The sequence below is a fragment of the Sulfurimonas sp. HSL3-7 genome (assembly GCF_039645985.1).
Classification (GTDB): Bacteria; Campylobacterota; Campylobacteria; order Campylobacterales; family Sulfurimonadaceae; genus Sulfonitrofixus; species Sulfonitrofixus jiaomeiensis.
In genome coordinates, this window is the sequence record NZ_CP147919.1 from 2,442,036 (window position 1) to 2,465,671 (window position 23,636).

General features: G+C 46.7%; 19 protein-coding genes and 5 tRNA genes. 2 read left to right on the forward strand and 22 right to left on the reverse strand.

The annotated features are described in order from the left end of the window. Positions 1-17: 17 nt before the first annotated feature. The 15 genes from rpoC to WCY20_RS12090 all read right to left on the reverse strand — a co-directional run bounded on the left by rpoC (position 18) and on the right by WCY20_RS12090 (position 14,350). The gene (gene rpoC / locus WCY20_RS12020) at positions 18-4,547 is read right to left on the reverse strand and encodes a DNA-directed RNA polymerase subunit beta' (protein WP_345975444.1); all 4,530 of its coding nucleotides are present in this window, start codon (positions 4,545-4,547) and stop codon (positions 18-20) included. Then, the gene (gene rpoB, locus WCY20_RS12025) at positions 4,540-8,694 is read right to left on the reverse strand and encodes a DNA-directed RNA polymerase subunit beta (RefSeq protein WP_345975445.1); all 4,155 of its coding nucleotides are present in this window, start codon (positions 8,692-8,694) and stop codon (positions 4,540-4,542) included. The genes rpoC and rpoB overlap by 8 nt, the downstream gene beginning before the upstream one ends. A gap of 344 nt (positions 8,695-9,038) precedes the next feature. After that, positions 9,039-9,407 (reverse strand): 50S ribosomal protein L7/L12, encoded by a 369-nt coding sequence (rplL, locus tag WCY20_RS12030; RefSeq protein WP_345978265.1) that lies wholly within the window; start codon positions 9,405-9,407, stop codon positions 9,039-9,041. A 67-nt stretch (positions 9,408-9,474) separates the two neighbouring features. Beyond that, positions 9,475-9,957 carry a 50S ribosomal protein L10 gene (gene rplJ, locus WCY20_RS12035; RefSeq protein ID WP_345975446.1) on the reverse strand — a complete coding sequence of 161 codons (483 nt, stop codon included), beginning with the start codon at positions 9,955-9,957 and terminating at the stop codon, positions 9,475-9,477. A gap of 243 nt (positions 9,958-10,200) precedes the next feature. Next, positions 10,201-10,896 carry a 50S ribosomal protein L1 gene (gene rplA / locus WCY20_RS12040; RefSeq protein WP_345975448.1) on the reverse strand — a complete coding sequence of 232 codons (696 nt, stop codon included), beginning with the start codon at positions 10,894-10,896 and terminating at the stop codon, positions 10,201-10,203. A gap of 69 nt (positions 10,897-10,965) precedes the next feature. Further along, entirely contained in the window at positions 10,966-11,391 is a 426-nt protein-coding gene (rplK, locus tag WCY20_RS12045) for a 50S ribosomal protein L11 (RefSeq protein ID WP_345975449.1), read from the reverse strand. A 20-nt stretch (positions 11,392-11,411) separates the two neighbouring features. After that, a complete protein-coding gene (gene nusG, locus WCY20_RS12050) occupies positions 11,412-11,939 on the reverse strand; it encodes a transcription termination/antitermination protein NusG (RefSeq protein ID WP_345975451.1) in 528 nt (175 codons plus the stop codon). A 10-nt stretch (positions 11,940-11,949) separates the two neighbouring features. Continuing rightward, the gene (gene secE / locus WCY20_RS12055) at positions 11,950-12,135 is read right to left on the reverse strand and encodes a preprotein translocase subunit SecE (RefSeq protein ID WP_345975452.1); all 186 of its coding nucleotides are present in this window, start codon (positions 12,133-12,135) and stop codon (positions 11,950-11,952) included. Between the two features lie 73 nt (positions 12,136-12,208). Continuing rightward, positions 12,209-12,284: transfer RNA gene (locus WCY20_RS12060), tRNA-Trp, on the reverse strand. Between the two features lie 56 nt (positions 12,285-12,340). Continuing rightward, on the reverse strand, positions 12,341-12,493 hold the full coding sequence (gene rpmG / locus WCY20_RS12065) for a 50S ribosomal protein L33 (RefSeq protein WP_345975454.1): 153 nt from the start codon (positions 12,491-12,493) through the stop codon (positions 12,341-12,343). A gap of 48 nt (positions 12,494-12,541) precedes the next feature. Next, positions 12,542-13,741 carry an elongation factor Tu gene (gene tuf / locus WCY20_RS12070; RefSeq protein ID WP_345975455.1) on the reverse strand — a complete coding sequence of 400 codons (1,200 nt, stop codon included), beginning with the start codon at positions 13,739-13,741 and terminating at the stop codon, positions 12,542-12,544. Between the two features lie 103 nt (positions 13,742-13,844). Continuing rightward, a tRNA-Thr gene (locus tag WCY20_RS12075) sits at positions 13,845-13,919 on the reverse strand. A 134-nt stretch (positions 13,920-14,053) separates the two neighbouring features. Then, positions 14,054-14,130 (reverse strand) — tRNA-Gly (locus WCY20_RS12080). Between the two features lie 11 nt (positions 14,131-14,141). Continuing rightward, positions 14,142-14,226 (reverse strand) — tRNA-Tyr (locus WCY20_RS12085). A gap of 47 nt (positions 14,227-14,273) precedes the next feature. Continuing rightward, positions 14,274-14,350, reverse strand: a tRNA-Thr gene (locus WCY20_RS12090). Positions 14,351-14,482: 132 nt separating this feature from the next. On the opposite strand from WCY20_RS12090, the gene WCY20_RS12095 reads away from it, so the two are divergent. After that, positions 14,483-15,214 carry a YaaA family protein gene (locus WCY20_RS12095; protein WP_345975457.1) on the forward strand — a complete coding sequence of 244 codons (732 nt, stop codon included), beginning with the start codon at positions 14,483-14,485 and terminating at the stop codon, positions 15,212-15,214. A gap of 15 nt (positions 15,215-15,229) precedes the next feature. On the opposite strand, the gene WCY20_RS12100 is transcribed toward WCY20_RS12095, so the two are convergent. Beyond that, positions 15,230-15,886: an ion channel gene (locus WCY20_RS12100; protein ID WP_345975459.1), complete on the reverse strand. Its 657-nt coding sequence runs from the start codon at positions 15,884-15,886 to the stop codon at positions 15,230-15,232. 10 nt (positions 15,887-15,896) lie between these two features. Beyond that, the gene (locus tag WCY20_RS12105; RefSeq protein ID WP_345975460.1) at positions 15,897-17,021 is read right to left on the reverse strand and encodes a phospholipase A; all 1,125 of its coding nucleotides are present in this window, start codon (positions 17,019-17,021) and stop codon (positions 15,897-15,899) included. Positions 17,022-17,110: 89 nt separating this feature from the next. Here WCY20_RS12105 and WCY20_RS12110 point away from each other — a divergent pair, with 89 nt between their 5' ends. Beyond that, complete coding sequence (locus tag WCY20_RS12110; RefSeq protein ID WP_345975462.1) at positions 17,111-17,431, forward strand: thioredoxin family protein; 321 nt, start codon at positions 17,111-17,113, stop codon at positions 17,429-17,431. Positions 17,432-17,440: 9 nt separating this feature from the next. Here WCY20_RS12110 and WCY20_RS12115 read toward each other — a convergent pair whose 3' ends face one another. From WCY20_RS12115 to WCY20_RS12135, 5 genes are all read right to left on the reverse strand, one after another. Beyond that, the gene (locus WCY20_RS12115; protein ID WP_345975464.1) at positions 17,441-18,202 is read right to left on the reverse strand and encodes an RNA methyltransferase; all 762 of its coding nucleotides are present in this window, start codon (positions 18,200-18,202) and stop codon (positions 17,441-17,443) included. A gap of 90 nt (positions 18,203-18,292) precedes the next feature. Beyond that, positions 18,293-19,237, reverse strand: a complete 945-nt coding sequence (locus WCY20_RS12120; protein ID WP_345975466.1) for a hypothetical protein — start codon at positions 19,235-19,237, stop codon at positions 18,293-18,295. A 121-nt stretch (positions 19,238-19,358) separates the two neighbouring features. Then, positions 19,359-20,543: a Na+/H+ antiporter NhaA gene (gene nhaA, locus WCY20_RS12125; protein ID WP_345975468.1), complete on the reverse strand. Its 1,185-nt coding sequence runs from the start codon at positions 20,541-20,543 to the stop codon at positions 19,359-19,361. A 125-nt stretch (positions 20,544-20,668) separates the two neighbouring features. Continuing rightward, positions 20,669-22,585: a transketolase gene (gene tkt, locus WCY20_RS12130; protein WP_345975470.1), complete on the reverse strand. Its 1,917-nt coding sequence runs from the start codon at positions 22,583-22,585 to the stop codon at positions 20,669-20,671. Between the two features lie 170 nt (positions 22,586-22,755). After that, complete coding sequence (locus WCY20_RS12135) at positions 22,756-23,601, reverse strand: polyprenyl synthetase family protein (RefSeq protein ID WP_345975472.1); 846 nt, start codon at positions 23,599-23,601, stop codon at positions 22,756-22,758. Positions 23,602-23,636 lie beyond the last annotated feature (35 nt).

Here is a 23,636-nt window from a genome sequence, read left to right on the forward strand (position 1 = left end):
AGCGACAAAGAAGGGGCTTAAGCTTCCTCGTCTTCGTTGAATTGAATCGTCTGGTCTTTGTAGATACCTGTACCGACCGGGATAGTACGGCCGATAATAACGTTCTCTTTAAGATCCGTAAGATCATCGATCTTCGCTGAAACGGCTGCTTCAGTCAAGACTTTTGTCGTATCCTGGAAGGATGCTGCCGAGATAATTGAGTCGGCACTGACCGAAGCACGTGTAATACCGACAAGGAACGGTTCCGCGATCGCAGGTTCACCGCCAAGACGCAGAATCTTCTCATTCTCTTCCTGGAATTTGTTACGGGAGATCAGGTCGCCGACGATGAACTTGGTATCGCCCGAAGCAACAATCTTGATCTGACGAAGCATCTGCGTAAAGATTACCTCGATATGTTTGTCGGCAATGCTTACCCCTTGAGAGCGGTAGACCTGCTGAACTTCTGTTACCAGATAGTTGTACAGTGCTTTCGTACCCATAATACGCAGGATCTCATGTGAAGACATGTGACCTGTCGTCAACTGCTCACCTGCGTGAACGAAGTCACCCGTGCTTACAAGTGCATGCAGACTTTTGTCGACAAAGTACTCTTTGATAATACCGTTTTCAGAAGCAATGATAATACGCTGCTTACCACGTAGCGGTTTACCAAAGCTGACCACACCGTCGATCTCTGCGATTAATGCGATCTCTTTTGGACGACGTGCTTCAAAAAGCTCGGATACACGAGGAAGACCCCCGGTGATATCGCGTGATTTCTGAAGTGCTTTAGGCGTTTTAGCCAGAATATCCGCCACTTTGACTTCCGAGTTGTTCTGCGCATAAACCGCTGTTTTAGGGCTGATCGCATAACGGATAATCTCGCCGTCTTCCGTTGCAAGAACGATCGCCGGTTTGTATTCAGAAACAATGTGCTCATTGACCATCAGACGCGTCTTTCCTGTCAATTCGTCAAACTGCTCAGATGCCGTTACACCCGGGATAATATCCTCAAATGTTACCGTACCGTTCGCTTCCGATATGATCGGGTTAGAGTATGGATCCCACTCCGCGATCACAATCGATTCGTCAGTTGCAGGGTGAGCAAGAACAGAGTCCGCTTCAACCACAGCATCATCATCGATATCCACGATAGAACCACGTGCGATATAGTGACGGATCGCTTCACGGTCATCATTGTCGACAACAACAGCAAAAAGTCCTTTTTCTGTTACCGTGTAGCCTGCTTCGATCTCATTATAACGCTCTAGGTAGTCACCTTTAAGCAAGAAGAACTTAACAGTCCCGGCTTCTTTGGCTTTGATCTTCTGCGTGATCGGTGCACCGTCTTTGACCATGACTTCAGACGCATATGGAATACGGTTTGGTACATTCCAACCGTCTTTGATCTTCTCAACAATAGATTCGTGCGCCTCGACCTCGACACCACTTTCATATGGAAGATAGATCTTACCTTCGATCTTACCGCTTACACCCGCGATCTCACCCGGTTTCGCGACTTCAAATTTACGAAGTGTGTAGCGAACCACGTTTTTAGGATCTTTTGTATCAGTTACCGTTACCAGGATCTCATCATGGATCGTCTGGATCTCAAGTTTACCGGCAAACGGTGCCTTGATCTTAGGTTCGACCAGAAGTACCGCTGCGTTACGACGGTTGGCAACAATAGTCTTACCTTCTTTCGATTTATAGGTCTTCATGTTGTAGTAACGGATGAATCCCTCTTTGTCTGCAAAGACCTGACGCTCTTCACGTGTGCTTGATGCCGTACCACCGACGTGGAAGGTACGTAGTGTCAGCTGCGTACCCGGTTCACCAATCGATTGTGCTGCGACAATACCGACAGCCTCACCTTTACGTACCATATGTCCTGTACCAAGGTTCAGACCGTAACAAAGTGCACAGATACCGCCTTCGGACTTACAGGTCGTCGGTGTTCGGATGTGTGCCGATTTGATACCCGCTTCACTCATCTTCGCCGCAGAGATCTCATCGATCAGAGTTCCCTCAGGATAGAGGATCTCATTCGTGATCGGGTCAATCGCATCTTCAGCAAGTACACGGCCGTAAACACGGTCTTCCAACGGCTCGATCATCACATTACCGTCTGAAATCTCAGTGATCTCGATACCTTCGTGCGTACCACAGTCATGCTCAACGATTTTTACGTTTTGGGCAACATCAACAAGTTTACGCGTCAGATAACCTGCATTCGCTGTTTTAAGAGCCGTATCCGCAAGACCTTTACGCGCACCGTGGGTAGAAATAAAGTACTCGAGGACGTTTAGACCCTCTTTAAAGTTCGAGACAATCGGCGTCTCAATAATGTCACCGCTTGGTTTGGCCATCAGACCACGCATACCTGCCAGCTGACGGATCTGCGCAGCCGAACCACGTGCCCCTGAATCTGCCATCATGTGGATCGAGTTGAAACCTTCTTTATCATTTTCAACCAGCTCCATCATCTGACCTGCGACCGTGTTGTTCGTGTCTGACCAGACGTCGATGATCTTGTTGTAACGTTCCTGCTCTGTCAATAGACCCGCATCAAACTGTTTCTGAATCTCGATAACCTTGTTTTTCGAGCTTGCAATCAGTTCTTTCTTCTCTTCAGGGATGATAATGTCCGCAACAGAGATCGATACACCGGCGTCAGTAGCCTGTTTGAAACCGAGATCTTTCAAACGGTCCAAGAAGCCTGCAGTAACAGCAATACCACCATGTTTTTGCACATAGTCAGCCATCGCATTGATCGCTTTCTTTTTCATCACTTTGTTCCATACGTCTACAGGAACAAAATCAGGAAGGATCTCTTTAAGCAACATACGGCCGGCAGTCGTATGAATCATACGCCCGTCGACTTTTGTGCGTACTTTAGCATGGATATCCAGAGAACCTGACTCAAGTGCGATCTTGATCTCGTCTACGTTGGCAAACAGTTTGTTAGAACCTTTAACCCCGTTTTTCTCCAAAGTGATATAATAAAGACCAAGGACCATATCCTGTGAAGGTGTCGCGATCGCTTTACCCGATGCCGGAAGCAGGATGTTCATCGATGCAAGCATCAGAACTTTTGCTTCGGCAATCGCTTCGGCAGAAAGCGGTACGTGTACCGCCATCTGGTCACCATCGAAGTCGGCATTAAAGGCCGCACAGACGAGCGGGTGAAGCTGAATCGCTTTACCGTCGATCAGTTTCGGGTGAAACGCCTGAATAGACAATTTGTGCAGTGTCGGTGCACGGTTCAGCATGATCGGGTAACCGTCAACGATCTCGTTCAGACACTCCCATACTTCGTTTGTCTGATCTTCGATCATCTTCTTTGCAGCTTTGACCGTTGTCGCATACCCTTTATCTTCGAGTTTCGCGATCAAGTGCGGCTTGAACAGTTCAAGCGCCATCTTCTTAGGAAGACCACACTGGTCCATACGCAGGCTTGGACCGACAACGATAACCGAACGGCCGGAAAAGTCAACACGTTTACCCAGAAGATTCTGACGGAAACGTCCCTGTTTACCTTTAATGATCTCTGAAAGAGATTTCAACGGACGTTTGTTGGCACCCTTGACGGCATTGGCACGACGGCCGTTGTCAAACAGGGCATCAACCGATTCCTGAAGCATACGTTTCTCATTACGGACAATAATTTCAGGTGCTTCCAGCTCGATAAGACGCTTAAGACGCTGGTTACGGTTAATAACACGACGGTAAAGGTCATTGACATCAGAAACTGCGAACTTGCCGCCGTCTAGACTTACCAACGGACGAAGGTCCGGCGGAAGAACAGGCAGCGCTGTCAGCATCATCCATGCCGGGTTGTTACCCGAGTTCAGGAACGATTCGATGACTTTAAGACGCTTGACCAGTGTTTTTGTCTTCGCTACCGATTTAGTGTTGTCCATCTCCTCTTTAAGTTGAGAGAAGATCTCGACAAGATCGATATCATCCAGCATATTACGGATCGCTTCACCACCCATCTCTGCCTGGAACCCAGTCTCAGAGTAGCGAGACATCAAAATACGGTACTGCTCTTCATTTAGAACATCATATTTAGCGACAGGCGAAGACTCGTCACCGTCATAAAATGCTTCACCAGCTTGTCTTACAATATACGCTTCATAATAGAGTACGCGCTCAAGGTCTTTCATCTTAACGCCAAGAAGCGTACCGATACGTGACGGAAGTGAGCTGACATACCAGATATGCGCTACCGGCGTGACAAGGTCGATATGTCCCATACGCGTACGACGTACTTTGGTGGTTGTTACTTCAACACCACACTTCTCACAGACCACACCTTTGTAACGCATCTTTTTGTATTTACCACAAAGACACTCGTAGTCACGAACCGGACCAAAGATCTTTGCACAGAACAGACCGTCGCGCTCAGGCTTTAACGTACGGTAGTTGATCGTCTCCGGTTTTTTAACCTCACCATGACTCCAGGAGAGAACTTTCTCCGGACTGGCCAAGCGAAATTGAAGCTGTTTAATGTCTTTAGGACGGTTCTCTTCTGTTACTTCAATAGGTACCAATTTACTCATTATCTTCCACCTCGTCAAAAATCTCTATGTCAAGTGCAAGCGCTTGCAACTCTTTTGTCAATACAAATAAGGTCTCAGGGATTCCTGATGCAGGAACCGCTTCGCCTTTTGTCAATGCTTTGTAAGCACTTACACGGCCTTCAACATCATCCGATTTGATCGTCAGCATCTCTTTAAGTACTGCTGATGCTCCATAGGCCTCAAGAGCCCATACTTCCATCTCACCGAATCTTTGTCCACCGAACAGAGCTTTACCACCGACCGGCTGCTGTGTAACCAGTGAGTAAGGTCCAGTCGAACGTGCGTGAACTTTTTCATCAACCAGGTGATGCAGCTTAAGAATGTACATGTACCCGACATTGACACGTTCTTTGATCTGCTCACCGGTCTTACCGTTGTACAGTACTGTCTTGCCGTCAGCATCAAGTTTGGCAAGTTCGAACAGTTTTTCGAACTCTTTCGTGTCAACACCTTCAAAGATCGGTGATGCGAACTTGACACCCTTCGCCCAGTCCCGAGCGAATGCAAGAAGCTCTTCGTCCGACATCTTGCCGACCACTTCCGCAGCGTTCATGAAACGGGCAACGTCAGCGATCTCAATCAGCTTGGCACGAAGCTGAGCAATAAAATCAGCCTGTTTCGCTTCAAAGATATCCTGGATCTGGTGACCTAGCTCGCGCCCTGCCATACCGAGGTGCATCTCAAGGATCTGACCGATGTTCATACGCGACGGTACCCCCAGCGGATTCAGACAGACATCGACTGAGCGGCCGTCTGCCATGTACGGCATGTCGACTTCAGGAACGATAATAGAGACGATACCCTTGTTACCGTGGCGCCCCGCCATCTTATCCCCGACCTTAAGTTTACGTTTTGTCGCAATATAGACCTTGACAAATTTCGTTACACCGTTAGGAAGGATGTCATCTTTTTCCAGGATAGAAAGTTTCTCTTCGTGTTCATCACGGAATTTTTTCTTCTGTTTTTGGAAATGGTTTTTGGTACTGTTATACTGTGCCTGAACCTCTTCTGAGAACGATTTGACAATGTTGTTCATCGCAAAACGGTTGACATTCGCAAGGTCTTCCGCCTTGATGTTGTCACCGATTTTGTATTCAACACCGTTGACCGTCACATCGGCAAGCAATTCCGCTTTTGTCAGGATCGACTCGATGCGGATCATCTCCTCTTTGTCGATCATCAGAAGGCGGTCGTAGTGCTCGCGTTCAAGTTCGTCACGCTCCTGCTTCTCTAGTTCAAGAGCACGAGGGTCTTTGTCATACCCTTTTTTCGTGAAGATCTTGATATCAACGACAACACCTTCCATCGATGGCGGACAGTAGAGTGATTTGTTCACAACGTGACCTGCTTTTTCGCCGAAAATCGCACGTAAAAGGCGCTCTTCCGGTGTCGGCTTCACTTCACCCTTAGGCGAGACTTTACCGACAAGGATCATACCGCCGCTAACGTTTGTACCGATCTTGACGATACCGCTCTCGTCAAGGTGAGAAAGCTCATCGTCACGGACATTCGGGATATCACGTGTGATCTCTTCGATACCATGTTTAAGTTCGCGCGCTTCACACTCTTTTTCATAGACGTGAACAGAGGTATAGGCATCTTCACGGATCATACGCTCGGAGATAACGATCGCATCCTCATAGTTGTATCCGTTCCATGGCATGAAAGCGACCATGGCATTGATACCCAGTGCCAGCTCTCCGTGATCCATATTCGGACCATCTGCGATGATCTGGCCTGCTTCGACTTCCTGACCGACTTTGACACTTGCCTTTTGGCTGAATGTCGTATTTTGGTTGGTACGGAGGTTCTTTTGAAGCGGGTAGTAATCGATAAAGGTACCGCCTTCGTCTTCACCAAGGATAAAGATATGCTTCGCATCAACTTTTTCAACACGTCCGGCACGTTTCGCTTTAATACATTCCCACGAATCACGGGCGACAAGTTTTTCAATACCTGTACCGACCATCGGTGCCTGCGGCTTAAGAAGCGGCACGGCTTGACGTTGCATGTTCGATCCCATCAGAGCACGGTTCGCATCGTCATGTTCAAGGAACGGGATCAGTGATGCAGCGACACCGACAACCATCTGTGAAGAGAGGTCCATGTACTCACAATCTTTAGGATTGCCGAGCATGATCTCACCGTCTTTACGGATCTCGATCAGCTCTTCAACAAATTTCCCGTTTTCATCGACAGCATTTGATGCTGCCGCAATCGTTTTGCCCTCTTCCTGTGTTGCAGTCAGATAAACAACATTTTCAGGACCTGTCAATACTTTACCGTCTTTGACGATATTGTACGGTGCTTCGATGAAACCAAGCTCATTTACTTTTGAGTACGCAGCCAATGTATTGATCAGACCAATGTTCTGACCCTCCGGCGTCTCAATCGGACAGATACGTCCGTAGTGTGTCGGGTGAACGTCACGCACTTCAAAGCCTGCACGTTCTTTGACAAGACCACCCTCACCAAGTGCCGAAAGACGGCGTTTGTGTGTGACTTCTGAAAGCGGGTTGGTCTGGTCCATAAACTGTGATAACTGACCGCCTGAGAAGAACTCCATAATGGTCGACGTGATCATCTTAGAGTTGATAAGATCATGCGGCATCAACTCGGACATTGGACCGCTCATCGTTGAAAGCTTGTCTTTGATCGCTTTCTGCATCTTGATCAGACCGTTGTGAAGCTCGTTGCCCAGCAGCTCACCGATCGAACGGATACGACGGTTTCCAAGGTGGTCACGGTCATCGATATGGCCTTGACCGTTTTTGACCTTGATGACGTATTTAACCGTGTTGATGATATCTTCGTTTGTCAGTACCGTGACATACTCAGGAATATCAAGACCAAGTTTATGGTTCATCTTCATACGGCCGACTTTTGTCAGGTCATAACGTTCTGGATCAAAGAAAAGCTGGTTTACAAATGCTTTGGCTGCATCTTTGGTAACCGGCTCACCTGGACGCATGACTTTGTAGATACGAATCGCTGAAAGATCGTTTTCGTCCTCGATCTCTTCTGTCTGCTTAAGCAGTTTAAGCGAATCGGCATCGGCATTAAAGGCATTGATGATAGATGCATCCACACCTTCCGCCAGGTCATTGGCAATAATGAACTCCGTAACACCGGCTTCAGCCATCTTCTTGAGTTTGATCTCATCAATTGCTGTCATTGTGTCGAACAGCACTTCGCCTGTTTCCGGATCAATGATCGGCTCAGCCAAATAACGCTCAACCAAGACTTCAACAGGGTATTGAACCGCTTTCATCCCGTCTTCAAGAAACTTTTGAGCCTTTTTAGCAGTCAAACGCTTGCCGGCTGCAAGTAGAACTTCACCGCTCTCGCTTACAAGATCGTAATCAAGACGACCCGTAAAATCTTCCGGCTTGAAGTCCATAGTGAACTGGTTCTCAGAAACATTGATCTTCTGAAGCGGGTAGAACATCTTCAGAATGTCTTGCTTAGAGTACCCCATAGCACGGAACATGATCGTGACAGGCACCTTACGACGCTTGTTGATACGCATGTAAAGAATGTCTTTCGGGTCATACTCAAAGTAGAGCCATGAACCGCGATCCGGAATGATCTGACCTGTGTAGATCAGTTTGTTCCCGGCAGTCGTTGACTCTTCCTCTTTGAAGATAACACCCGGTGAACGGTGCAGCTGGTTAACGACAACACGTTCGACGCCGTTGACGACAAAAGAGGTACGGTCTGTCATCAGCGGGATATCACGGACAAAGATAGACTGTTCTTTGATATCTTTGACACCCAGTTTTTCTTTCGTGTTTTCGTCACGGTCCCAAAGGACAAGACGCGTTTTCATCTTGAGTGAGACAGCGTATGTAAGACCGCGCTCCATACACTCTCGCACCGTATATTTCGGTGTTGCTACTTCAGAACCCAGATACTCGATAGTAAGACGGTTCTGTGCGTCGTGAATAGGAAATGCAGATGCGAACACCTTCTCAATACCGCTGGCATCACGATTTTTCTTATCGATCATCAAAAAGTTGTCATATGAACTTTGCTGAAGTTGTAATAAGTTAGGGATTTCGATTTGTTGTGGAGTTTTAGCGAAGTCAACGCGTAAACGGTTTCCAGAATACAAGCTATTTAACATAGGCAACCTCTAAGGTAAATTTTTAAAAATCAGACAAAACCAGGCGTAGACCAGTCGAAACGGTGTTCGGGGGCTGGTCATCCCTACTGTTTATGCAGTAGAAAATGCAATAAAGTGGATCAGTAAAAAACTGAATGCAATTTCTGCTGCATAATTCAGCGTTGATAATAAGGTTTTGTTTGATTCAATCGGGTCAAGTCCAAACGTCTTTGGACAGATCACAAGTAATGAATGTCTGTGCTCTTTAACGCACAAAGGCCACTTTAGCCTAGTGACGATATCACTAAACTAAAGTGGCCAGAATGTCGGGAACAAGGAGATTTCCTTGCCCGTAAGTAATGTAATTACTTAACTTCGACTGTTGCACCAGCTTCTTCAAGCTCTTTTTTAGCAGCTTCAGCAGTCTCTTTATCAACGCCTTCTTTGATTGTTGATGGAGTACCCTCAGCAGCTTCTTTAGCCTCTTTAAGACCAAGACCTGTTAGTGCACGTACCGCTTTAATAACGTTGATTTTTTTCGCACCAGCGTCAACAAGTACAACATCAAACTCAGTTTTTTCTTCTGCAGCTTCAGCAGCAACAGCACCACCGGCAACCGCTACAGGTTGAGCAGATACACCGAATTTTTCTTCGAATTCTTTTACAAGCTCAGAAAGCTCAAGAACAGATAGACCAGAAATGAATTCTAATACGTCTTCTTTAGTTACAGCCATAGTATTCTCCATGAATATATTTTTTTTAATTTTGAGTGGTTAAGCCACAAATCTCTTGAAGGAGGGGCTACGCCTCTTCTTCTTTTTTACGTTTAAGCGCATCGAGGCCAATTGTGAAATTCGCAACCGGGGCCATCCATGTCGCAGCAAGCATACCGAGTAGTTCTTCGCGACCCGGTAGTTTTGCGAATGCTTCGATCTTTGCAACGTCAGCCGGTTCACCGTCAAGGTAACCAGACTTAATTACAAATTTATCGTTAGTCTTCGCGAAATCAGCAGCGATTTTAGAGGCAGAAATAACATCATCAGACCATAGGAAGATGTTTGTATCTTTAATCTCTACACCGCTCATTCCCGCATTATTCAATGCGATTGTTGCCAAAGTATTTTTAACAACCTGAACACTTGTATCTTTAGTTTTTGCCGCTTTACGTAACGCTTCCAGTTCGCTAACACCAAGACCTTTGTAGTCACAAATGACTACGGCAGTCGTATTCTCAAACGAAGAGGTAAGTTGCGCAATTACTTCAGCTTTTTTAGCTTTAAGCATGTTCATTCTCCTTTCCAGACTTTAACTTCAAGCGGGGCGGGAAAGGCCGATTAAGCTCACTGCATACTCTGCAGATACCCCCAACTCTCTTCAGTCCAAGTAATTCAGATCTCCAAAATGAAAATCTTTAGGCTGGATTCCGATGAATTCAGACTAAAAAGCTTCATAACCCAAAAAAGGCGAACGAAATTATAGCGAAAAACCGCTCTAAAATCAAATCGCCTTTTTAGATAAAAAGTATAATTATTTAATGTCAGCTAGTTCTGCAACATCAAATTTAATTGCAGGGCTCATAGTCAATGAAAGTGCTGCATTTTTGATATAACGACCTTTAGCTGAAGCTGGTTTCTGCTTGTTGATCGCTGTAACAAATGCTTTGATGTTCTCACTGATTTTCTCTGCATCGAAGCTAACTTTACCGATACCGGCGTGGATGTTACCTTTTTTGTCAACACGGAACGCGACCTGACCGCCTTTTACATTGTTAACAGCCGTTGCTACATCTGGAGTAACTGTACCTGTCTTAGGGTTTGGCATCATACCTTTTGGCCCCAGAATACGACCAATCTTACCAACAAGACCCATACAGTCAGGTGCTGCGACAACAACGTCGAAGTTGATGTCACCGGCTTGGATCTGCTCTACAAGGTCATCAGTACCAACAATATCGGCACCTGCTGCTTTAGCTTCATCGGCTTTGGCACCTTTAGCAAATACAGCAACACGTACTACTTTACCAGTACCGTGAGGTAGTACGATTGCACCACGAACCATTTGATCAGCGTGACGCGGATCAACATTAAGGTTCATCGCGATCTCTACTGTTTCATCAAAGTTTGCTGATTTTAGCTCTTGCATAAAAGCTGCTGCTTCAGCAACAGAATATTTTTTTGTATTATCAATTTTTTCGCTCAATTGTTTATAGCGTTTGCTTGCCATTTTGATTCTCCGTTATAAATCTGCCGCATAGTTTAAGATCACTGCGGTCGATGATCATTTTCGCAGGTTTTAGTCTACGATCTCAATACCCATTGAACGTGCAGAACCAGCGATAGTGTTTGCCGCTTGTTCTTCGTCGTCTGTATTAAGGTCTGCGATCTTCATTTTTACAACTTCCATAAGCTGTGCTTTGGTGATCTGACCAACTTTGTTTTTAAGTGGATTGTCAGTCCCTTTTTTAAGACCGGCTGCTTTCATAAGAAGTGCAGATGCCGGTGGTTGTTTCGTGACAAAAGTGAAACTTCTGTCGCTGTAAACCGTGATAATCGTTGGAACTTTGAATCCCATCTTATCTTTTGTTTTTTCATTGAATGCTTTACAGAATTCCATGATATTGACACCGCGTTGACCTAGCGCAGGTCCAACCGGTGGTGCAGGGTTAGCTGCGCCGGCTTGAATCTGAAGCTTAATATAACCCATAACCTTTTTTGCCATAGTTCTTTCCTTTTTTGAGATTAAATAATTTTTTCAACTTGTGAATATGAGATATCCACCGGTGTTGAACGACCAAAGATCGAAACGTTGAGCTTAAGTGTTCCGTGTTCGACATCGTATTCGTCGACAGTCCCTGTGAAGTTGGCAAACGGGCCGTCAATAATGCGAACCATTTCCCCATTTTCAAAATAGACTTTCGGTTTTGGTGCCGGACGGTTATTGACACGGTCAAGAATCGTGTTAATATCGTTTTCACTCAACGGTGTAGGTGTATTCCCTTCACCGATAAAACCGGATACTTTCGGAACACTTTGAATCAGTGTCTGCAGCTCAGTATCAAGGTCTACATTGATAAAAACGTATCCTGAGTAAAGCGAGCGCTCAGAAAGCTTTTTTTTACCGCTCTTCATCTCGACAACATCTTCTGTCGGAACGATCACTTCGGCGATTCGGTCCTGAAGATTGTTCTCTTCGATCAGGTTAAGAATCGCCTCACGAACTTTACGCTCACTACCATAGGTCTGAATTGAGTACCATTTGTGTGCCATTGACCGATCCTTATCCTAGAATTGCAGATAGCACGGTTGACATCAACAAGTCAACCAATGCCAAAAAGATAGAGATGACAGTGACTACCAAAAAAACTGCAAAAAATGCCTGCTTCACCTGCCCTTGTGTCGGGAAGATGACCTTAGCTAATTCACTTTTTGCATTTCTGAATGCGCCTGTTAAACTGTTTTTCATCTCTGATTCCTCTATTACATTTGCAATCAATAGAGCTCATTAGCTGCATTGATCATAAATGATACGTTATATGTGGCAGGCGTAGAGAGACTCGAACTCCCAACACCCGGATTTGGAATCCGGTGCTCTACCATTGGAGCTATACGCCTGTAAAAGAAATTTGAAGCCAGGCTTCAGATCTCTCGACATTCACCAGAAGGCGAAATTATAATTTCGCTTCTTTGTGAACAGTGTGCTCACGACACCATTTACAGTATTTAGTTACTGAAAACTTCTCAGTGTGAGTCTTTTTGTTTTTACTTGTGTGATAGTTACGACGAGTACACTTCTCACAAGCCAAGTGGATATTTTCACGCATAGTGTCTACCTAGTTTTAAAATTCATCCCCCGAAGGAGATGACATCAATTACTTGATGATTTTAGAAACAACACCTGCACCAACTGTACGTCCACCTTCACGGATAGCGAAACGAGTTCCCTCTTCCATCGCGATCGGGTTGATCAGTTCTGCAGTAATTTTTACGTTGTCACCTGGCATAACCATCTCAGTACCTTCTGGTAGAGTGATTGCACCTGTTACGTCTGTTGTACGAACGTAGAACTGTGGACGGTAGTTAGAGAAGAATGGCGTGTGACGACCACCCTCTTCTTTACTTAGTACATAGATCTCAGCTTCGAAAGTTGTGTGCGGAGTGATTGAGCCCGGCTTACAAAGAACTTGACCACGCTCAACATCATCTTTACCGATACCACGTAGAAGGACACCACAGTTATCACCGGCAACACCACAATCCATCTCTTTACGGAACATCTCAACACCAGTTACCGTAGTAGACTGAGTATCTTTGATACCAACGATCTCGATTTGTTCACCAACACAAACTTGACCACGCTCAACACGACCAGTTACAACTGTACCACGACCAGAGATTGAGAATACGTCCTCAACCGGCATTAGGAAGTCTTTGTCTGTTTCACGAGTAGGCTCAGGAATGTAAGCATCTACTTCAGCCATAAGCTTAAGAATTTTTTCTGACCACTCACCAAGAGTACCAGTTTTTGCTTCTTCAAGAGCTTTAAGAGCAGAACCAGCTACGATTGGAGTATCGTCACCTGGGAACTCGTATTGGTCTAGTAGTTCACGGATTTCCATCTCTACTAGTTCAAGAAGTTCTTCATCGTCAACCATGTCTTCTTTGTTCATGAAAACAACGATGTATGGAACACCAACCTGGCGAGAAAGAAGGATATGCTCACGTGTTTGTGGCATTGGGCCATCCGCTGCAGATACAACTAGGATCGCGCCGTCCATTTGAGCAGCACCTGTGATCATGTTCTTAACATAATCCGCGTGACCTGGACAGTCAACGTGTGCATAGTGACGATTGTCTGTTTCATACTCAACGTGTGAAGTTGCGATCGTAATACCACGCTCGCGCTCTTCCGGTGCGTTATCGATTTGATCGTAATCCATAAGCGCTGCATTATTTGTTACAGCCAGTACTGCTGTAATAGCTGCTGTTAGTGTAGTTTTACCGTGGTCAACGTGACCGATTGTACCAATATTGACGTGCGGTTTCGTACGTTCAAACTTTTCTTTTGCCATAGTGTCCTCCGACTTTTTAGTAAATAGAAATGGAATGATACCAAAAAACTATTCAATTATTGCTTATATCTTTAAAAACTTTTAGTAAAAAAATTTTACATAATGGAGCTCACACCGGGAATTGAACCCGGGACCTCTTCCTTACCAAGGAAGTGCTCTACCTCTGAGCCATGTGAGCAGACATAAAAAGTTAAAAACAAAGCAATCAATGCATAATTTTATGTATACAAATATATTAGTAAGTAATTAGATTTATATAAGAAGAAGTATAAGTTATTGTACTTCAGCTCCCAGAAATAATACGGTCTTCAATGGAGCGGGCGAAGGGACTCGAACCCTCGACCCTCAGCTTGGAAGGCTGACGCTCTAGCCAACTGAGCTACGCCCGCGTCATCATTGATGGTGGTGAGACCAGGAGTCGAACCTGGGAACCCATAGGGAGCAGATTTACAGTCTGCCGTCGTTGGCCACTTGACTATCTCACCGATTGTATTAATTTGGTCTAACACTGTTTCTAATATTCGAAATCAAATGGTGCCGACACGAGGATTTGAACCCCGGGCCTGCTGATTACAAATCAGCTGCTCTAGCCAACTGAGCTATGTCGGCATCTGAAATCGAGCTGCAATTATAGGCACTTTTTTTTTCAATGTCAAGAGTTTTTACAAGAAGTTTCGATTTTTTTTCTCTTAGCCTGTTTTTTCCTCTTATAGAGTACAATCCTGTCAAAAAAGAGTGACCATGCTATATACCCTATTCTCCCCTTCCGAAGGCAAGCTTCCCGGCGGCGACAGCTCTCAGCAGAGCAATATACTCTTCGGCTACGCACCCCGCAATGAAATCCTCTTGACCTACAACACTATTGTAAACTCCGGCGACATGGATGCGATCAAAGCGCTTTTCGGCATCAAGAAAGAGAGTGACATTCAGCCCTATCTTAACGATCTTTTCAAGGCACCGAAGATGGCGGCTATTGAGCGCTACAGCGGCGTTGCCTACGACTACCTCGACTATGCCTCGCTGGCACCGGAGGCCAAAGCCTACCTGCGAGAGCAGGTCATTATCTTTTCCAACCTCTACGGCCCTGTGCTTGGCGGTGACAAAATCGCCAACTACAAGGTCAAGCAAGGTAACAGCATCGGAGGGATTGCACCCGACAAGTTTTACAAGGATCGTTTCTCCTACCAGTTGGATCTGCTGCTGATGGAGCATGAGATCCTTGACCTTCGTGCCGGCTACTATGACAAGTTCTACAAGACGAAGCAGCCCTATACCACACTCAAATTTTTAAAAGACGGCAAAACCGTAAGCCACTGGGCAAAGGCTTACAGAGGTCTGGTTCTGCGCGAACTTGCACAACACCAGATCAACAACCTTGATGCCTTTATGAAGATGGAGATCGAGACGCTCAAGGTCGAAGAGATCAGAGAGATAAAGAATAAAAAAGAGATTGTCTACAGCATCATCGGCTGATACGCTGTCGACTGTTTAGCTCTTTCTGCTTTTGACCGAGATGGAAACAAGCTTGCTGATGACGATCGCCAGATAGAGTTGACCGAATACCGCCTCAAGCACCGAGAGCATTCTCGCCTGCGCATTCTGTGCAACGATGTCACCGTACCCCAACGTTGTCAAGGTCGTGTAGCTGTAATAGGTGAACAGTTCAATCGTATTAGAACTGCTCTCACCGCCAGAGATTGCAAAAGCGGATGTATCGAAATGGTACAGCAGGACATAGCTGTAAGCCCAGATCAGCCCCCCGACCAGATAGATATTGATCGCTCCGAATATTGTATTAGTGTTGACTGTATGCGCATGTACCATCTCATTGATGATCAGGTAGAGGAGATAGGCAAAGAAGGTCAGCATCAACACGTGTGATGCAGCGAAGGTGATATTGTTTGGATAGATACTCTCAAGCCAGGTCGCGATCAAGGCCGGGACGACAAACGCCATATCAATAAAAAAGATGCTGCGCATATGGCGTCCGCTGAAGATAAGATAGATCATCACGAAGGTGTACTGTCCCAGCAAGGCAAAACGCAACAGGGGCATCGCATTGACGAAAGGAAGCAGGAACAGGACCCCGCTCAACGAAAAGAAGAGAATGTAGTTATCATATTTGCGGCTTAGAAAAAGTTTCATGTCCCCTCTTTTATCGTGATATGCTTAGACCAAAACCGACTTGGTTGGTATAGTGGTCATAATCGATCAAACTCTGGCCATACCCGCTGAATCCCTGAATAAAGAAAAAGATAGTGTCACTCAGAGGTATCGGATAGCTCATATCCAGTTCTGCCGAACTGTACCCGCTCTTGAAATTCTTACGCAGTTTCAAACGCGCGAGCAGTTTTTTATAAATATATCCGAGTTCCAGTGACCCGTGACCGTAATAGTCCACAATATCCGGATTGTCATCCTTCTCTATCCTGTCTTTCATACGATGCCACAGTGTCAGTTCGGCAAAGAAACTGTCCCACTGGAAAGAGCCGCGTGCATACAGACGGTTCCATGAACGTGAACGAGAACCCTCGAACGGGCCATCCGAACGAATTCGGGTCGCATTCTCGTCCTCACCCGGCTGACCGTTGGAGGCATGTTTGTAGCCGAAAGAGATAGCCTTCATATGGATCGCATCCAAAGCATGATAAAAAGGGAACGTCACAAAGACCTCCGGCATATAGTTGGTCTCTCGAAAGGGAGATGATTCTAAGAAGATCTGCCAGTAGGAGCTCTGGGTATAGGCGCCCGTCCACATCTGCGTAAATCCAAACCACTCTGTCACATAATCCGCACGAAGCGAAATTTGGAACTTCGTCTCCGTATGAATATATTCCGTCTCTTCAAGAGCGGGATCGCCGCGTGGTACAATATTCGTATAAGAGACGAGCCAATAATTCGGTTCGTAAGCCCGCAAAGCAAAAGCACCGCTGGCCAGCTGTACCAGGGTATCGGCCGATTCACTGTTGCCCACCGGATCGAAATTTCGATACAGGGTCTCCATCACCCGCTCTTTATTGCTCTCGCTAGAGTCCCACTTCGCCGCTTTTTTATACCAATAGATCGCTTTTTCAGGGTCTTGTGCCACCCCTTTGCCGTTTTCATGCATCCAGCCAAGTTTAAATGCCGTATCCGGGTTTTCAGCTTTTTTAGCGTACTCCAGATAGAGCCCATAGGCTTTGTCATACTCTTCATTTTGAAAATAGAGGTCGGCTTGATTATGTTCATCGGCAGTGGAGAGGAGAGTGAGTGTAAACAGCAAAAACAGAAGACGCAACATTATGTAGACTCTTTGGAGTAAAATATTATAATTCTTTTCATTATAGTATATAAATGCATTAATCCATTCATCACGACCAAGGAGCTCTTATGTTGAGCATCGAGACCATCGAACAAACCCTGCAATCAGAACTCGCCGTAGCCCTCTATTTCAGCGCACCAACCTGCAACGTCTGCCATGCGCTTAAACCCAAACTTCTTTCAGCTTTCGAGGAGAACTTCCCGCAGCTGCAGGTGATCAGTATCGATATATCGGAGACACCGGAGATCGCCTCGCACTTCAGTGTCTTTACCATCCCCACGTTACTGGTCTATCTTGACGGCAAAGAGTTCTTACGCAAAAGCCGTCATATGAGCGTCGGCGAGGTCGTACAGGAGATCAAACGCCCCTACGACATGATGACATCGTAAGGTTCTGCTCTAGTTTGGTAAAAATGCGAGCAGCGCTGCCGTAACGGCAACGTTCAAAGACTCTACCCCGCGCTGCATCGGAATCGAGAGTGACTTGTTACAGAGCTTGGAGACCGCCGGACTTACCCCTTCACTCTCATTCCCTAGGACGAATACAACCCCTTTGCCCATCTTCAGGCTGTAGATATCCTCTTTGGCATGCGAAGAGAGTGCATAGACCTCGGCACGTTCGGCAAGACGCGCCAGAGGGGCCTCGAGCGTCTTGCAGTGAAAGATAGGGATCTTGAAAAGTGTCCCGGCACTTGCCTTGATGACCAGCGGCGAGATCTTTGCACTACTGTTGGTCGGCAGGATGATGCCGTCGATCTTCCCGGCGGCAGCCGAACGGACGATCATACCCAGGTTCTGCGGGTTCTGGACGCCGTCCAGGGCCAGCAGACGGAAGGTGTCACCGAGCAGTGCTTCGATGTCGTCGCTCTTGCGGTAGTTCGGGGCGATAATATCGATCGCCACCCCCTGGTCCTGCTTGGCGTTCTTGGAGATGCGCGAAAGCTGCTCTTTAACGTGCATCTTGACCTCGATGCCGCGCTGCTGTGCGATCTTCTTGATCTCAAGGATCACACCCTCCTCTCGATTGCTCTTTGCAAGGTGCAGCTTATGCACCGTCAGTGACGGATCTTGGAGTATCTCCAGGACAACGTTGCGTCCGTACAGGGTTATAACATTCTCAAAAAAGTTTTTTTTGTCTAAATAGGCTTGTGTATCTTTCATAATCGCATTATAACCATATTTGTTTTTCATGCCGTTCACCTAATGTGCAAACAGCGCAGAACAGAAACGCTTGTCCCCTGCCCAGAATCTCTAGAAATCGAGGCTGAAACCAAGGCTTAGATTTAGACCGGCAAGTCCCTCTCCTCTTGAAACGCTCGGCTCGACAAAATAACGATAGATATAAGCACGTTTTTCCGGCGTATTCCAATAGATACTTACCCCTGCTGTCGCATAACTGCCCATCTTGGCCACCTCGGCCAAGTCCCCCCAGATGTAATTTCCTTTCAAATACGGCTCTAACGTCAGGCTCATATCACGGTAATTATAAAGAGGATCAGTTTCAAAGCCCATTATCAAGGACGCAACCGATGTCTGAGAACGCAAAGAGGTGATATCGCCGATAATATCTTCTGCAAGGTCTGTCAGATCAAATTTTGACAAGGTTTTATAGAGTTTATAATTCAGCTTCATATAGATCTCATATCCTCTGTATTCGCGATGATAATCATACTCTGCAAAAAGCTTGTAGGAGAAGTTGTCATTGAAATCATCGGAAAAAAAGTTTTCGATACTGCTTCCATCTAGATCTTCTTCCGGACGGACAGTCAGTCCGACGCGTGAATAGAGCAGTTCCCCTCCGAACGACAGATCCGAGTGTGCGGTAGCCCGGTAGCGAATCCCGACGCCAATACCACCGACATAGGTCTGCATTCTATTGTTGAGATGCAGAAACGTTCCATTTTCGTCCAGGACATTACCGGCTTTACGGGTATCACTGTAGCCCAGATCAAAGAGCACAAAGAGATTTGTGTTTTCAGTCAGAGGATCAAACTGGTAACTGAGAGGGAGGTTATACATGCGCATTTGCGTATCGATCTTGGTAAAGCGGTAAACACCTGAACTTAGACCGTCTTGCGAAGTAAAAACAATCGCGGCGTTCACTGTGGCCAGATAGGCATCCTGTGTCAACTGCTCATCCAGCGTTGTTGCTTTTATGGATGAAAAAAATAAAAAAAGCAGTACTACTATACGCATTCTTTATTATACTCCCAATCGATAAGATTTGGACACAATGCCGCCAAACAGTTTAAAGAGGTGTAGCGCACCAGAAGGAATTAATTACAGATACAGCAGTCTAGAGATCAAATAGATATCGTCAGCTGCTCTCTTTTTGGCCGTGGAATTGCGACCGTAGGAACAGGTATCCGACAGTGCCGGAGAATAGCGAACCCAGTAAAATACCAATCCGCTCATCCGTCATATTGAGACAGGCATCGCCACTGCACTCAAAGGCAAGTGAACCGATAAAAAGACTCATCGTAAAACCGATACCGCCCAGAATAGAGATCCCGTAGAGATGCCCCCAGGTAAATCCTTCAGGCAACTTGCCAACCCTTAACATCACCGCCAGGGCACCAAAGCTGAAGATACCGATCTGCTTTCCTAAAAACAGTCCCAAGGTAATGCCGATCGTAACGTTGTCCACAAAGTCTTTTACACTCACGCTGCCGAAACCGACCCCTGTATTGACAAAAGCAAACAGCGGCAATATCACATAATTCACTGGTCCATGCAGCGACTCTTCGAGTTCGTGGAAACTCTTTCTATTGTTGCGCAGCGGAATCAAAAGCCCGACGATAACACCGGCTATCGTCGCATGAACCCCGGATTTCAGGACAGCAGCCCATATGATGATACCGAGAAGAACATAAACGGTATTGTTCGTTACACCCCGCCAGTTCATCACCATCAAAACAGCGATGAGTATCCCCGAGACAGCCAAAGCTGTCATCGTAAGGCCATGCCCGAAAAAAAGCGCTATTACGATAATAGCCCCCAGGTCATCGATGATAGCCAGAGCCAGCAAAAAAACTTTCAGTTCCACAGGAACGCGTTTTCCCAAAAGAGAGAGTATACCCAAGGCAAAAGCGATGTCCGTCGCCATCGGGATAGCCCACCCCTGCATCCCGGTCGGGTCACCCCAGTTAAAGAGACTGTAAACAACAGCCGGTACAACCATACCGCCTATAGCTGCGAAAGCGGGTACCACTACTTTGGATATATGGCTTAGACTGCCTTCAAGCACCTCTCTCTTTATCTCCAGACCGACCATAAAGAAAAAAACGGCCATCAGACCGTCATTCACCCACAAAAGCAATGGCTTTGCAATCACAAATTCATGGATACTGACGACAACCGGAATATCTAGAAAATCCTGATACGTTTGTGCCAAGGGGCTGTTCGCGAGTAACATCGCCAGAAAAGTAGCTAAGATAAGCAAGATGCCGACAGCCGATTCGCCTTTAAAAAAATCAAGTAGAGAGTGTTTGAGTGCCGTCATTAAAGAGGTCCTGATGTTTTGTTACTTTAATAATACTCTGTTTTGAACAATAGACTATAACGAGGTCTTAAAGCAAAGAGATGGGATTCAGCCCGGCAAACCGGGCTGGAGGAGTGTCGAGGTTCTTAAAGCTTGGCCGCGATCGCTTCGGCATTGAAACCGAACTTGTCAAACAGCTCTCCGGCAGGTGCCGAAGCACCGAAGCTGTCCATACAGATCACGTCATCAGCAAGTCGGTACCATTCCATGCCGCGCGCCGCTTCGATAGCGACTGTTTTGGTTCCCGGCTTGATAATCGCATCGATGTAGTCTTGTTCCTGTTCAATAAAAAGATCGAAACACGGGACCGATACGACATTGGCTTTGACCCCTTTGTCAGCAAGCTTCGCTTTGACCTCCAGGGCCAACGCGACTTCGGAACCCGATGCCATTAGCGTATAGGTCGCCTCCGCCTCTTCTTCAAGAAGGTAGCCGCCTTTACGTGCGTCACCCACTTTGGCTTCGCCGAGGATCGGTAGCGTCTGACGTGAACAGACAAAGGCGGAAGGAGAGTTTTTCATCTCCAGCGCCTGCTGCCATGCCGCCACGTTTTCAATGCCGTCAGCCGGACGCCAGACATAGAAGTTCGGCAGTGCGCGGAACTGTGAAAGGTGTTCGATCGGCTGGTGGGTCGGACCGTCTTCACCGACGCCGATACTGTCATGTGTCCAGACAAAAAATTGCTGTATACCGCTGAGCGCCGCAATACGCGCCGCCGGTTTCAGGTAATCCGAGAAGACAAAGAAGGTCGCCGAAAACGGCATGACCGGTCCATATAGCGCCATCGCGTTGGTGATCGACGCCATTGCATGTTCACGGATGCCGAAGTGGATGTTCTTGCCCTTAGGAAAATCACCCATGTTTTTCAGCTCTGTCTTATTTGACGGGCCCAGATCTGCCGAACCGCCGATAAAGCCCGGGATCGCTTTGGCAATAGCATTAAGAATAACACCGTTCGTCCCGCGGGTCGCATCGGCCTTCTCAAACGTCGGCCACTGAATACGCGAAAAATCCGGGTTTAGAAGCGCCTCAAGCGCTTCGTTCTGCTCCATCAACGGCAGGGTTTTAAGTGAATGTTTCCATGCACGTTCTGCAAGATCGCCCTCTTCGATAGCGCATCTGAAGCGTGCAAGAACATCTTCAGGAACAAAAAATGTTTTCTCAGGATCGAATCCTGCACACTCTTTTGCTTCTCTGATAATCGCATCGCCAAGCGGTGAACCGTGTGAGTGGTGTGACCCCTCAAGCTCACATGCCCCTTTAGCGATCGTTGTGTTCGCAATGATAAGCACCGGTTTATCAATCCCTTTTGCCTGCTTGATCGCGCTGTCGATCTCGTCAAAATCGTGCCCGTTTATCTCAAGCACTTCCCAGTTTTGCGACTCAAAACGCTTGCGGATATCTTCTGAAATACTCAAGTCCGTTGAGCCTTCGATCGTAATACGGTTAGAGTCGTAGATACAGATCAGATTGTCAAGTTTGAGGTGGCCTGCTACCGAACATGCCTCATACGAAACACCCTCTTCCAGGTCGCCGTCGCCGCAAAGCACGTAGACATGATGATCGATCGCTTCGGCCGTATCGGAGTTGACCTGTGCACCCACATACTTACTTGCCATTGAAAAACCGACCGCGTTGGCAACACCCTGACCCAGTGGTCCGGTCGTGATCTCTATCCCTTCGGTATGACCATACTCCGGGTGACCCGGCGTTTTGGAATCAAGCTGACGGAAGTTTTTGAGATCTTCGATCTCCAGACCGTATCCCCAGAGATAGTAGAGTGAGTAGATCAGCGCAGATGCATGCCCGCCCGAAAAGACGAGACGGTCACGGTTCAGCCATGCCGGATTTGTGGGATTGTGTGAAAGGTGCTCGCTCAGGACCACCGCGATATCGGCAAGACCCATTGGTGCACCCGGGTGGCCTGAGTTGGCAGCCTGAACCATATCGGCTGCTAAAAAACGAATACTGTCGGCCATCTTTTGGCGCATAGTGTTTGACATTGTAATTCCTTTATCGATGTCTGTTAATATAAATCGTAAGTATTGGTGACAATTTACCTTGCAAATTCTCATCAATATTATCATTTTCACGTCTCTGGAGCCAAAACCCCGAAGACGACGCTAACGCCGAGTTTAACGCGGCGTTGTATCCAAATAACCGGAGATCCTCTCTAGCGGTGCCTGTTGATATACGTAGAAAGTATTGGTGACAACCTACGCTGTAGATTCTCATCAAAACTCATCAACTTATCTTCTACCTCAGCAGCCAATACGTTAGCCTCATCCATCGCTTTTTCCAGACCGAGCAAAGTGACAAAACTGTTTTTATCTTCATCGTTATTGGTCGTCTTGCCTGCTTCTTCATCGCTCTGCGTCACATCCAGGATATCGTCTTGAATCTGGAAAAGAAGACCTAACTTGATCCCGAAATCATAGATCGGTCTTTCAAGTGCCTTTTGTCCGGCAACAATCGCACCCATCTCCAGGGCACAGGCGATCAGCTTTGCTGTTTTGTTGATATGGAGGACTTTCACCTGTTCAATGTCGAGCGGCTGGTTCTCAAAATAACAGTCGATGGCCTGACCAAGCACCATACCGCCAACACCGCCATTGTGTGAGAGCGAACGGATCAGTTTGACGCGTGTTGCATCAGAGAAAGGCGCGTTTGACAGCACCTCGAAAGCGTAGGTGTTAAGAGCGTCACCGACCAAAATAGCCGTCACTTCATCATAACGCTTGTGCAGCGTGAGGTGGCCGCGCCGCAGGTCAGCATCATCCATAGCAGGAAGGTCATCGTGGATCAAAGAGTAGGTATGCAGTAGTTCAATAGCATATGCCGCATGATAAGCACCATCAATAAGGAGCTCATTATAAGCGGAGACGACAGCTAAAAGCAGCGCAGGGCGAAAACGCTTACCGCCCGCTTCAAGCATCGTGTACAGGGCTTCTTCATAGTGAGGATGAAAGCTTGCTGCGGTGGGTTTATGTGCCGCTATGAACGCTTCAAATGACTGCATTTCCATCCTAACTGTTTGATGCGGAATTTTAACAT